Annotated in this window: 15 protein-coding genes; all 15 read right to left on the bottom strand. The window is 38.5% G+C overall.

Features of this window, described 5'->3' with window-relative positions:
* Position 1 precedes the first annotated feature (1 nt).
* Entirely contained in the window at positions 2 to 289 is a 288-nt protein-coding gene (locus tag B3297_RS12445) for a hypothetical protein (protein WP_286710204.1), read from the bottom strand.
* Positions 283 to 612 carry a DUF6706 family protein gene (locus B3297_RS12440; RefSeq protein WP_286710203.1) on the bottom strand — a complete coding sequence of 110 codons (330 nt, stop codon included), beginning with the start codon at positions 610 to 612 and terminating at the stop codon, positions 283 to 285. Before B3297_RS12440 ends, B3297_RS12445 begins: the two co-directional genes overlap by 7 nt.
* Before the next feature lie 13 nt (positions 613 to 625).
* Positions 626 to 1,039 (bottom strand): hypothetical protein, encoded by a 414-nt coding sequence (locus B3297_RS12435; protein ID WP_286778963.1) that lies wholly within the window; start codon positions 1,037 to 1,039, stop codon positions 626 to 628.
* On the bottom strand, positions 1,032 to 2,138 hold the full coding sequence (locus B3297_RS12430) for a major capsid protein (RefSeq protein WP_286778962.1): 1,107 nt from the start codon (positions 2,136 to 2,138) through the stop codon (positions 1,032 to 1,034). Before B3297_RS12430 ends, B3297_RS12435 begins: the two co-directional genes overlap by 8 nt.
* A 20-nt stretch (positions 2,139 to 2,158) precedes the next feature.
* The gene (locus tag B3297_RS12425; RefSeq protein WP_286778961.1) at positions 2,159 to 2,530 is read right to left on the bottom strand and encodes a hypothetical protein; all 372 of its coding nucleotides are present in this window, start codon (positions 2,528 to 2,530) and stop codon (positions 2,159 to 2,161) included.
* A gap of 8 nt (positions 2,531 to 2,538) precedes the next feature.
* Entirely contained in the window at positions 2,539 to 3,270 is a 732-nt protein-coding gene (locus tag B3297_RS12420; protein ID WP_286778960.1) for a hypothetical protein, read from the bottom strand.
* A gap of 136 nt (positions 3,271 to 3,406) precedes the next feature.
* Entirely contained in the window at positions 3,407 to 5,404 is a 1,998-nt protein-coding gene (locus B3297_RS12415; RefSeq protein ID WP_286778959.1) for an NACHT domain-containing protein, read from the bottom strand.
* Positions 5,405 to 5,485: 81 nt separating this feature from the next.
* Complete coding sequence (locus tag B3297_RS12410; protein WP_286778958.1) at positions 5,486 to 7,006, bottom strand: phage portal protein; 1,521 nt, start codon at positions 7,004 to 7,006, stop codon at positions 5,486 to 5,488.
* A gap of 23 nt (positions 7,007 to 7,029) precedes the next feature.
* The gene (locus tag B3297_RS12405; RefSeq protein ID WP_201639034.1) at positions 7,030 to 8,373 is read right to left on the bottom strand and encodes a PBSX family phage terminase large subunit; all 1,344 of its coding nucleotides are present in this window, start codon (positions 8,371 to 8,373) and stop codon (positions 7,030 to 7,032) included.
* Positions 8,373 to 9,113 carry a terminase small subunit gene (locus B3297_RS12400; RefSeq protein ID WP_286778957.1) on the bottom strand — a complete coding sequence of 247 codons (741 nt, stop codon included), beginning with the start codon at positions 9,111 to 9,113 and terminating at the stop codon, positions 8,373 to 8,375. The genes B3297_RS12405 and B3297_RS12400 overlap by 1 nt, the downstream gene beginning before the upstream one ends.
* Entirely contained in the window at positions 9,110 to 9,484 is a 375-nt protein-coding gene (locus B3297_RS12395; RefSeq protein WP_194932877.1) for a hypothetical protein, read from the bottom strand. Before B3297_RS12395 ends, B3297_RS12400 begins: the two co-directional genes overlap by 4 nt.
* Positions 9,485 to 9,539: 55 nt before the next feature.
* Entirely contained in the window at positions 9,540 to 11,009 is a 1,470-nt protein-coding gene (gene dnaB, locus B3297_RS12390) for a replicative DNA helicase (RefSeq protein ID WP_286778956.1), read from the bottom strand.
* On the bottom strand, positions 11,006 to 11,881 hold the full coding sequence (locus tag B3297_RS12385; RefSeq protein WP_286778955.1) for a Lin1244/Lin1753 domain-containing protein: 876 nt from the start codon (positions 11,879 to 11,881) through the stop codon (positions 11,006 to 11,008). Before B3297_RS12385 ends, dnaB begins: the two co-directional genes overlap by 4 nt.
* Before the next feature lie 181 nt (positions 11,882 to 12,062).
* Positions 12,063 to 12,410 carry a hypothetical protein gene (locus B3297_RS12380; protein ID WP_286778954.1) on the bottom strand — a complete coding sequence of 116 codons (348 nt, stop codon included), beginning with the start codon at positions 12,408 to 12,410 and terminating at the stop codon, positions 12,063 to 12,065.
* Positions 12,403 to 12,753, bottom strand: a complete 351-nt coding sequence (locus tag B3297_RS12375) for a hypothetical protein (RefSeq protein WP_286778953.1) — start codon at positions 12,751 to 12,753, stop codon at positions 12,403 to 12,405. The genes B3297_RS12380 and B3297_RS12375 overlap by 8 nt, the downstream gene beginning before the upstream one ends.
* Positions 12,754 to 12,916: the final 163 nt, after the last annotated feature.

Here is a 12,916-nt window from a genome sequence, read left to right as displayed (position 1 = left end):
CCTAAATCCTCCCGAAGCAATGTAACTGCCCAATATGAAACTCCATTAATTCCTGCTGACTTACGAACTGGCATCCTGATAGATCAAAAGCATCAATCAATGTTGCGGTTGGTATAGGCTCTGTCCCTTCAGGGAATGCTATATCATACTGAAACAAGATCTTGTTACCATCCTGACCAATAAAATAACGACCGCCATAGCTAGGCTTAAAACGGCATTTGACCTCATTGGTAATTCCACCAAGATCATTGTATTTCAAAGTATCGGGATATTGTTCAAAATCTACCATAGGTCCGAAGTACTTTCAATCACAGGTTCATTATCTAGTTCATTGGGAACATCCCAACGTTTAAGCAGAATAGAGCGAAGCTTTAACCAATCATCAACGTCGTTCTGAGTAACTTGAAAATCAAGTTCCTTGATCGACTTGCGGCTCGTACAAATCCAAAAAAGAAGCCCTGCAAGAGCTAAATCCATCTTCTTACTATTTTCCTCGGTAGTAGGATCAAAATCGTGTTCAGGATCTAATCCTGCTTTTATCAATTGAGTTGATAATACTCCGTCCGGGACCTTTTGACCGAACTCAAACTGCAGGGCTTCTTTGTTATTCATGATCAGATATTATCTATGATTTTTTTACTAAACCGCGATCGATAAGATTTGCCAAACGGTCCTCATCGAAATGAGAAACATCAGCACCCCGATCATAAACCTCACCATCATCTTTCTTCGTGTTGCCACGGAAAGGATCGATAACTACGAATTTTGGCTCCGATTTCTCAGCTTTACCTTTACCCTTCTTAGCAATATCTTCTTTGAGTTTCTTGATTTCAGCTTCCAAAGCGGTGATCTTTTCATCCTTCTTAGCAGATTCGGCTTTTAATTCACCATTCTCCTTTTGGAGATCTTCGATCAGTTTAGCATTTTGGTTGTCCGACGGTTGCTCTCCGCCTTGAGCTCCTCCTACTTTAGGAGAAGCGGCTGGAGCATTTGCCCCAGCACCCTCAACTTTAGTTCCTTCAGCCGACATATTATCCACCTGGTAAAATAGTTTTTAGAATGAAAATTGATTTTGCATTGTTCAATACTGGCGTACAGTAAGCGGTTCCTTTTGTCACCACAGTGATAGGATCTTCAATACCCCAAGTTTTGATCAATACAATACCCGATTTCGTTTTTGTCGCAACACCTGCTTCTACATACTCATCAGCAGAAGTCGTATGTTGTGTATTTCCAAGCTGCTCAGTAACCGAGAAAGTTACGTTTCCTGACGCCCAGCCCGTGACAACAGTTTGTGTCCCATTTTTAGACTCTTGAACCATCTCTGATTTCCAGATTTTAAAGATTGGCAAACCTTTAGAACGCAACGCTCTATTGATTTCCTCCAATCCAGGCTCTTGCTGTAATCCCAAAGCATTTGCAACATAAGTCGCTGTAAACTTTTGAATACCGGCATTCTGAGCAACTAAATCAACGGTTGATTCTTCACACCATGCAAACTGAGGGACAGGCAAGTTGGCTAATTTAGCCATTGCCTTAACCTTCCTAAGGTCGCCGACAATATCAGCTGTAGGATCAGTCCAGTTTTTCGTAGCGTTAACAAAGTTGGTTGAAGGGATACCGAAATCAACATCGGTAGTCGTTTGGATCCCCTGTTCATTGTTAACTTGAGTAAGACTGTATTTACCCGTTGATGCAATCTGTTTCGCTAACCACTCATTACGAGCTTCAACCAGATTAACAGCAAAAACTTGATCTTCATAATGCCAGTCCAACACACGTTTTGCTGCTTCTCTTCGTGTAGGTCCTGCGGGCAAACGACGAACTGCATCTTCAAGTTCTCTCAATGTATTAAAATCTGTTTCGACTTTGTCTCTCGCCCCTTCAATCTTTGGCATATCACCACTAATTGTTGTTGGGAGATTACGTCCGAAACGCGGTGATGCACTATTGAAGTCAACGACAGCACCCATTACCTTAGCGCCGAATTGAGCTTCAATAGCCGACCATTTTAACGTTGGCTGGTACTGAAGAGGAAATGCCGTCTGGTATTGAAGAGTGTCAAAGGGAAAGGTTGAAATGTATGCTTGTGCATCCGCTTTCCTAAATTCCGGCACCAATTCTTGTACATTTATCATTTGATAAGATTATACTTTAATTAAACAAAAGTGATTCTTGGAAGAGCCTCAGCCAATTCAGCTGCAATTGCTTGCAATCCTGCTGATAGTGCTTTAATTCTTACTGTACCACTGATAACTACTCCATTTGCTAGGGTATTACCATCAGATACCTCTGATGCCCTATGCGTAAAACCCAATGGTTTAATAGGTCCATCGACTGCAGTCAATACTTTTCCAATACCGGTGGATGCCTCCCGACCAACCAAAGAGCCTTCTGGAACATATCCATCAGGGTAATCTGCTTTAGCTACGTCGAGTGTCATTCCACCAGGAAGAGTATCAATTACGTTCTCGAAAACGACCTTATTGAAACCTTGGGTACCTGATCTTTTTACTCCTTGTAATCCCATCTAAAAGATTATTGTGCGCCAACTTTTGCCTTAGCAGCAGCTTCGCGCTGGTTAATAATTTCTTGCATTGCAGGAGACACCTCGTCATCCTTCAATTTACCACCTCTGCCACTTAAAGACGGAGCATCCGCACCTAAACCAGCATCCGAAGCAGCCTGAATTTCATCAGCAACATCTTGTTCAATATTTGCTAAGTAATTATTGAATTCGTCATCGCTTTCTAATTTCAAAAGCTCGAAATCACGAAGAGTACGGGTTTTAAAACGATCAGGTGCTTTGTCTAATTTGGCTTCAAGTTGTTGGCGTCTAGTTTGGGCAACTGAGCCTTTTTGGATTGAGGAAATAGTGCTTGTAAGGGTTTCAATAACCTTATTTTGGTTTTCAACATAAGTATTGAACCATGAAGGTGCTTGATCACCTGTTTTACCTGCTGCTTTAGCAGCTTCTTCCGCTGCAGCCTTCTCTTCTGCTTCCTTTTTCGCCTTGGCTGCTTTTTCTGCATCTTCTTCCTCCCCTGCTTTGCTTTCCGCGTTGCGTTTAGCATCATCCAGCGAGGCCATTTCCTTGAAACTAAAAATCTGGTCTAGTTTGTCTATCTCACCGTCGATATCGTCTTCGTTAGTTACGATTGCATCTAACTTGTCCGCTAGTCCGTTGATTCTGACATTTGAAAGGTTTGCGGCACCCACAGCGGTTGCCTTAGCTTTCAATTTTGCGATAATCTTTGATTTAAGTGACATAATTTTGTGATTGTGAGTCAAGTCCGAGTAGCTATTTCGTGCCTGCCTCGTTTAAAACTTATAATCACAAAATTATATTAAGTTATCCGTTTAGATAACAAAAAACATGATGCAAACGTATAATTTGCATTATTTATCAAAATTTTATAAACCCTTGATTTCCGTTTTGAAAATTTAATATACTATGAATTTCCTCTCTTACCAACTCTATATCAAATTCATAATATCCCCTGTTTAAAGCTAGTAGTTCATTAATTTTTGATAACATTATACCTTGATTAAACCACATTTGAGGGTCAAAATTTAGTTCAAAAACTTTATCTTGGTAATCACTTTTTAAATCGATTTCTACATGATAATAGTCTGGCGGAAATTTCTTTTTTATATATTTCCTTCCCATACTAAATAGAATTTCAGAAATATCTCCTTTAATATTACTATAAATTGACATAAATGTATTTAAAGAAAATCGCGGCCACGTAACTATACCTTCTGTTCGCCAATTAAGAATTTGACCATTATGTTTATCGTTACTTAAATCCAACTTATGTAGATCCATTAATATATTGTCATCTATTTCTAACTCATCTTCTTCTTCGCTTAGGTTGTCAAGTTCAAATGCACTATGTATTTGTAAAAAAACTGGATTACTATCTTGAGCAATTTTGATTTTTCTAAAGAAAAGATGATCAACTCTTGTTTTAATTTCGTCGGAATTTCTTCCCATTTGAGAAATTGAATCTTCATAATAAGATATATACTCTCGTAAAAACTCTAATTCTATAATATTTCTAAAAGATACTGGATCAGTATCCGCATAAAGTTCAAGTGTATTAAAGTAGTATCTTAAGGAATTGTGATTGTAAATTTTTAATAAAATAGCTGATTGTTCATTTTTGGAATCCATAAAAATAAATTGTGATGCAAAATATTCTTGAAGAGACCTATGATTCCACTTATAGTAACTTCCGTCCTTTGAGAAAAGTGGTACTGATTTTAAAAGATCTTCTAAAAAATCTATCGGCTTAAAAGTACTAATATTGTAATATTTCTTAGCTTCAGATATCACAGATAAGATCTTATCTTTACTTTCGAATTCTACCTGTTGAGATTGAAAACAATCAAAACCTACATAACGAAGAATCCTATGAAAATCCTCAGTATCTAAATTTGACTTTTTTGGACGTGAATAAGCTCCTCCCTTTGTCAGATCATGAGCCTCGAAGTTTGCGTCATAAACTTGTCTATAAAATTGATTCTTTCTTATAGGAATTTTATTTTTATACTCGAAAGCACGATAAAGCAAAGAAGTTAAAAGAGGATTTTTCAAGAAATCTTTTAAACCAACAAATTGGGGTGATTTCAATTTTTTAATCAAAAGATCTGATACCTCATTTGATCTATCATATTTTTTAATCAATTTATATGATTCCTCTTCTTCCAATCCATTTATATAAAATTCCGCAAAGCCGCCAAATTCAACTAAACCAGGCTCAGGTCGCGATGTAAGGAAAAATCTATTTCCGTTGAAATAATCTTCAACAAATTTGTCTATAGCATTACTAACATTTGATTTTTGAGCATCAGTCACTTCATCGTATCCATCAAAGAAAAAAAGAAATCCACCATTTTCAAAATGATAATTCACCGCTAGGGCATCTGAACTATCTTCTTTCAATTTAAGTTCTTTGAGGATGTAAGAAAACAAAGATTCTGCTCCTTTTAATCGTCTCAATTCAATAAGAAACGGAATTCCTAAATTCTGATAGATAGATGAAAAATACAACTTTTTCAAAATTGTTGATTTACCCATACCTGCTGTATCAGTAATCAATACTGATGAATGATTTTTATATAAATCATCTGGATAACAATCTATACAGAAAGTTTCTTTCTCGGAAGCTATTGTCAAAGGCACATAAATTTCGTCCAATAGAACACGTCGATTACCTAAAACTATTGTATTTATTATCAATAACTTAGTCATCCTCTTACGAACGTAAGACTGAAGAACTAGATTTATATCCTTTTCTATATTATGTTTTTTTTTAAAAACCTCATCTAAAGTTTTCCCCACTAGAACTTCAGCTATTTTTGCAAATAAGGCGGCTTTAATCTCTGTTTCACCAGTCATATAATTGAAATTAGTAATCAAATAAAGAAATAAAAACTTACAAATCGAAATTTTCCTTGCTTTAAAAATATGATTAGGCACCTACTTAATTTCCACTTCTTGTGAGTTCATCGCCTCCTCCTCGATCTGCTTAAGCTCTTCCTCTGCATTTTTGGTAAAAGGAGAATAACCAACAGCGGACTTCTGAGAAAGAACCTTAGCGCCCCCGGCAGCCTTTTGGAGCAATCCAATAGTCTCAGCGTCATCATTGATGCGGTAGATAGGAATGTCATAGGTGATCGACAATGATTGTTCAGCCTTAACAAGCGAAGTATCAATAGCAGCCGCAAATGCTTTATTCAAATTGATATCGCGTTGAGTACACTGACCATATTCACCATCAATCTCATCTTGAGCAGCTAAATGTGGATCCATGAAAACCCGATCATAAGCCACACCGGACTGAGCCCCAATGCCTTTCAGATCTTCCATTGCCATTTGCGGAGTTTGGGTACATGTAAAGATGAATTTAACAAGAGTATCAATCTCAAGCTTTACCGCTTCGGTAGCCTGTTCCCAGGTTACATACTTAGCATCACCATTATCGCCTGTAATTTGTAGACTCTTACCTTGCTCCCCTTTTTCAAGGACCTTAGCTCCTACTTTACCAAGCATTACAAATACTGGTGAAGCATGATAATCGTTGGTGTCACCAAAATTGGAAAGAAGCGTTTCAAGTCGAGAAATAGATTTCTGAACATCTGCCCAGGGTGGTTCTGGTTTAGAGTAATAGACAACAGGAATCTTTTTGTATGTATGAGCAATTGAATTTTCGAGAATCCATCCAGCATCATTATCCGCTTGTTCGCCGGTACGGGCTTGACGAAAATTTAGAATGAATGAGTCCGAATAGATGTCTAGGCGTTTGTCTTTTTGCTTTGCTTTTTGGGCCAGTTCAGTTGTATCAGTAATACCTGAAAGTTCGGAAAGGCCAAGAGGCGATTCATAAGCCACACCGAAATAAACCATATTTCCAAGATCATCAAATACTGGTAGCAGACTATAACCAAGTTGCGGAGACAGGATCTTACACCGCATTCTGAAGTTTCCTTTCGCGCCAATGGCTTTCCAATATTCTGGATCTACCGGTTCAGAATACCAAAGCTTTGCGACCTGCAATTCACTGAGAAGCCGACGTGCCACCTCTTTTTCTAAAAATTGCAGCTTATTATCTTCCCGAATCTTTTGAACCATAGCCAATAATCGCTTTTCTTGATCATCGACTGGATTCGCTTCAAGCTGCATCTTTCCAACGTTCATGAAGGACACACGACGTTTAACGATCAACTTTTGCAGAGGAATACCAATGCGGTTAACTTCGATACGTTCAGTTTTATATTGAGGTTGTCCATTTTTTAGAATAGGATTCCCGTCACCATCCTTGACAACTCGCTTTACCCTTTTCTTAGGACGAATATTTTCATCGAATATTTCATGCTGAGTAACATCATACTCTGCAGCTGCTCTGTCATAGACTGGAGCTAAACTTGTACCAATAGCATCCACCAAAGCTGGAAGAACAGCAGGTTGAATAGATACGGTTGTGCTTTTTTCTTTTGCCATTTTAGTATTGTTAATGGTTAGTTTTAAAATAAATCGAAGATTTCATCATCGGTATCAATACCATCTGTGAGCCTTCTAAAAATGTATCTTATCGCGTCAATAGCGTGATTAAATTTATCAATAGGTATACCAGCCTTTTTATCATTCCAAATGTAATTCCTCAATTCTTTTTTGATATTCGTCGATCGAGGAGTTACCACAATTGTATAATTACCTATAGCAGTGATCCCGGCAACAACTGACCCTGGTCCCTTCTCGCATTCAACGATATTGAGCCCTGCCTCCTGTAGATCAAGAATTAATCGTCCCTCTTGACTGTCACCTACGATCAAATCATCTGGGCCAATTAATCGAGATTTGTTTATTTGATAAATAGCATCTGTTGACAACTGTTGAGTTTCATAATATTCTTCATCAACATAGATTCGTTTAAGTCTGTTATCTACAGCAACACGGATCAAAGTTGTTGGATCGACACTAAAACCATAATCCTGTCCATAACCGTATGGTAAGCTTAAATCAAATTCACCTTCCATCCAATCAGTAATGATCACACCGTCGCGAACATCTGCCCACCGGCCAATAATCACATAAGCATATTTAGTTCTCTGAAATGCCTTATCAAATTCCTTTTGAAACTTTTCCTCATCACCTTCAAACCCCTTTCCAATTAGTTCCGCGCGAGCATCACGAGAAGCCTGGGCTATACTTTTTTGTTTGATGCTTTCGATTTCATCTAAGAACTTCTGATCGACATTTTTAACGTTATCTAGGTAACTTGTATGAATATGAAGTACGTCGGGATGGGTACTGATCTGAACATCAACACCGTCAATTCTTTCAATTCGATGTGTATGTTCAATATACTTTTTGTAGATAAAATGATCCGCATTTGTAGGGTTCATCACAAGAATCACCCTGTTCTGAACTCCCTTTTTACGAATTGATAATCTTAGCTTATCAAAGTCATCTTCACTCTCCCACTCTTCCATCTCATCACCGATGAATGTGGTTAATCCTTGTATCGATTTTAGGTTGGCGGTTTGGTTACCAGATGAAGTTTTGATAGGACGGAACATAATTCCAGATCCTGAGAACTTGTTCAAAATTTCAGTTTGAGTAACTTTGAAATGATTTACGGCTCCATCCAGTTGTATTTTTTCGAGGAATTCAGGAATTACGGAAATAGCTGCAGCAGCCATCGTATAGCGGCTGAACAACATCTTATGATTTTGTTCAAAAGACAGCCTTTCAACGAACGTAGAAACATTAAAGGACTTTCCAGATCCCCGACCACCCGTAACGAGTATGATCGATTTATCCTTATTTTCGTACAATGGACGGTATGGCCGCTGGACTTTTATCATTACCCTTCATCAATTCCCTCATTATTATCTTCCAACCACTTATCGATCGAAACGCTACCATTCATATTCAAATCCAATGTATCTTTGAAAAGAGCATTAACCCTAGCAAGGTTGGCCAATTGAGTATCTACAGAACAAAATTCAATAGCAGGACCATCCTTTGTCATTTTGTAAGATTTAATGATTCCAGACTCTTTATCCTTGGCCAGTGCGACCATATCAAATTCAGTACTTTCAACCAAGATTGGATCGCCCTTTCTCTCCCTAAAAGCCCCCGGATTGCGTTTCAATTCAAGTTTTAATCGAATAATATTTCTTCTTCTCTTCTCTTGGGATTGCTCATATTTTTCAGTCTCCTCTTTGCCCATCGTAATCAACGAAGCGTACTCCGATTCAAATTCAATTTCCTCTTCTATCTCTTTAATGATTGTTCCGAGAGGTACTTTAATCATCGGGTAGTCAGGCACCAAAACAACTTTTAAATACTTGTTTACGTTAGACTTAGCTATTGTTGAAATAATACTTTTAGTCTCATCTGCGCCCAAATGCTTCTCCTGAAGAAGACGTTGAATTTCGGATTTCAATTCAGGTTTTCTCAGGTTTTCTGAACCAACAGAATAAGCTGTTTTTTCGCTGTATCCTGCTCGCACAGCTGCTTGAGTGGCGTTTAAGTCTTTGACATACTCTTTGCAGAATTCCTTTTGCTTTGCGGTAAGCTTTACCTCTAAACCATCACTCATGAGCTCCTCCCTTCGACTACTTGGTCAACTATGTGTTTAAACACCTTATCAACTTCATACAGTTCACGGGCAACTTTAATCCGGTAAGATGATTGCTGATGACGTTTCAAACAAAGCTTTTCTTGAATAATCTGGGCAACTCCATACTCGGACTTTTCCGAAAGCAGAATAGCTTTAGGGGAAAATAAGAGAAGAATTGCAGCAGTGAAAACAAGTTCAGAATTGGCTTTCTTGGTTGATGGCTGGATATCTTGGAAGATTTGATCGACGACTGATAGATCAAGTGACCTGGGCTCTAACGCCTTTCGGTACCCTTCAAAATCAATCTCAGGATTATTCTTCATAACCAATTTCAAAACCATCTTATCCATGGAAACAAAACTATAAACTTATTTTTATTTATCCAAATGTATAAGTTTTGAAAAATCAAAAAGGCCCATCATCGGGTAACATCGGACTATCCCAATTTGCGAACTTTGACATATCGTTACTTGGAAGCGGATCTGGTTTATCGACAAAAGAGAAATCGGTAATCATTCCACTTGGCTGAAAATCGTCTTCAAGCTCTTTGAAATTAGTTGTCCGGCCGACAAAACCCATTTCGCAAGTGGTAACCGATCCATTACGATTCTTGGCGATAATGAATTCAGCAATACCGGCAGTAGATCTTCCTTCCTCATCTTCCGTGATTCCGTAGTATTCGGGACGGTACAAGAAGCCAACTATATCAGCGTCTTGCTCAATCGATCCTGATTCCCGTAAATCTGAAAGCATAGGACGTTTGCTGTTTCCTGGTCGTGATTCTACTGCGCGGCTAAGCTGCGAAAGAGCCAAAACGGGAATATTCAATTCTTTTGCAAGAATCTTGAGGCCGCGGGATATTGTGCTGATTTCATCCAACCGAGATTTCCCGGGAACAGAGATAAGTTGCAAATAATCGATCACAATCATTTCAACTCCATACAACCGCTTCATCCTTTTCGCTTTGGCAGATAACTCGACCAAGGTTAACCCTGGGGTATCATCCCAATGAATTGGCAAAGATTTCAGCTGATCCTTTCTCGAATGAAGCTTGTGCCACTCATGGTCTGCAAGATTTAATTTTTTGATTTTAGTCAAATCAATTTCCGTCTCAAAGGATATCATCCGTTCTAGCAATTGGCTTTTCGACATCTCCAAAGAAAATATTGCCACCGGTTTCCCCGACTTTGCTGCGTTTACTGCTTGCTTCAGGACGAAAGCCGTTTTTCCCATAGCCGGCCTAGCCGCGATGATTATCAAATCTGAACATTGCCAGCCGCCAGTAGCCTCATTGATATTCTGAAAACCGGTATTTACCCCTGTCACATCTTGAATTCCCAAATCAGCTTTCCTAATCATCTCGGAGAATAATTCCTCTAAAGCATCAGCCTGCTTTACCTCTTTTTTTGTCGCCACATGATTTACCAAATCGTCTCGCTTGGTCTCATAGCTCGAAAGGATATCAAAAATATCATTCGTTTCATCATAGCACTTGTCAATCGTATCATGAGAAACTTTGATAAGTTCTCGTTGCATGAATTTTTGTGCAATAATTCGCGAGTGATATTCCATGTTCACCGAAGAGACAACGCGATCTGTAAGCCCTGTAAGGAAATAAATACCTCCTACTCTGTCGAAATTACCATCCTTGCGAAGTTTAGCCATTAGCGTCATCAAATCCAATGGACTTCCCGAAACAGAAATTTCCTGACATGCTTTGAAAATGATCTGATGTGATTCTCGATAGAACATTTCAGGTCTCAGAATATCGGCGATGAACATGAAAGCATTTGTTTCACTGATGCATGCACCCAATATGGCTTCTTCCAAGTCCACTGCTTGCGGTGGTAATTTTCCTTCAATTTTGCTTTTCATTTCAATCCGTGTTTCTGTTTTTGATAATCAGTGAACTTCGTCGTATCCCTCCACCCGTTGTTTAACCATATCCATTTCCCTGAATTATCCGGAGGATTAGAAGAATCAGTCAACGTCGCTGTTGAATGGACTAAATGAGATCCTGTTCCCGTGTTAGGATACTTCTTCGCATACCAGGAGAAGAAATGCTTTTTGAATTCAGATCTGTCCGTATGGAATTTATCGATTGCTTTTTGGAAAGTAAAGAACTCCTCAATTCGATTCTTGACATCCTTTGGATCTGGAACCTTTGCAACTGCTCCGATATCCATCAAAGAATTTTCATCATTGATGATCGAATCTTTTACCTCCTCCATCGAATCAAATCCTTTTTTGAAAACAGGAAGCGGAGCAGAAGAAGGAGAAGAATTTTCTTCTTTATCTATTTCTTCTTTTATTTCTTTTTCTTTCCTTTCCTTTATAGCATTGCTGTTGCTTTGCATTGGTAATGCGTTCGCATATTTTTTGGATGCGTTCGCATTAGAATCGGGCTTATTCCATCTTTTAAGGGCGCTTTCCTTTGCCTTCTCCGACTTAGCATTTCTCTGATTCATCCTCCTTAAAACTGATTCAGACCAGAACCTCTGACCATCATTTTCAAATAATCCGAAGTCATTTATCAAACTGTTAATGCACTCTTCGCTTGTTCGCAATGCGAACGCATAGCTATCGCAATCCGAAAGCATAAGGTACCCACCTTGTTCGTATAACATTTCAATTAGGTCCCAGTATACACCCTTACCCTCCTGCTTTAATTTCATTAATACTTTGACCAATTTGGGATCGTTCCTAGACCCATAGTCATGGCTGAAATAGAATGATTCTTTTGCCATTATTATCTCCTTCTCAAAACTGTGCGTTGCATAAAATAAAACCCTCTCTTTGCCTTATCAAACTCAAGGGTAAGGAATAGACCAATCGTCATAAATATGATCGCTATACCCATTAAAAATAGGCCTATCAAAAAAACAGGAAGATATAGGATCGCTCCGATTTTAATAAACTTTTCCATAACTAATCAAAATATTTACCGCTCTTGATTAATTTCTCATCCTTCAAATAATCGAAGAATGTCCCGCCATACCATTCTGAAGCTTCCAAATAATCACGATATCTTTGTTTTGAACGCCATTTTTTCTTTTTGAATTTTGACAAGTCAGTTCGTGATTCTAAATAGGTAATTCCATTGGTCGGATGACATGGGTAGGTGTTATCAGTGTCGTCATGGAAAACCACACCGATATATTTTCCCATATCTTTTGAGATCGTTCCTTTACGGTTGCCATGCAATATGTCCTTTCCGATTTGGGCATTTAGGCCATAGTGGTTATTGATCCATTGTAGAGGTTTTTGGCTATACATTTCCGTTGGTCTCCTTTCCTTCGATCCATTTTTGTTTGAATAATTTTAAGGCTTCTTGGTATTTTAAGCCATCACTTTTGAAGCCGACTACTACCTCGAAGTTCTCGAATACGTCGTGTGAAAAACAGTTGTGATCGTACCCTTCGAAATATGAATCATATTCTTTGCTATAAACCTTTGAAATATCCTCACATACCAAATGCATTTTAAAAGCATAGGCATGACCATCAACACAGAATTGACGTTTATATTTTTCCCCAACTTGGATATGCTGGCCGCATAGGTCGCATAAATGCTTTTTCTTAGCGGTGAATGTGTTTTCTGAAATTAGTGTAGCACTCATGAGTTCGACTCCTTTCCGTCAAATTCCCAGAACGATAATTTCCCCTTAACATTCAAAATAGGCTCGTCAAACAATACTGGATTGGCTAATACCCAGTTGTAAATAACCTTAGGATCGCTCGGCCAGCCTCTTGAATGTTCCGCCCAAATACTACCATGGTTGA

The sequence above is a fragment of the Sphingobacterium sp. UBA3519 genome, assembly GCF_002377215.1.
Taxonomy (GTDB): Bacteria; Bacteroidota; Bacteroidia; order Sphingobacteriales; family Sphingobacteriaceae; genus Sphingobacterium; species Sphingobacterium multivorum.
This window is presented reverse-complemented; position numbering and strand designations above follow the sequence as displayed.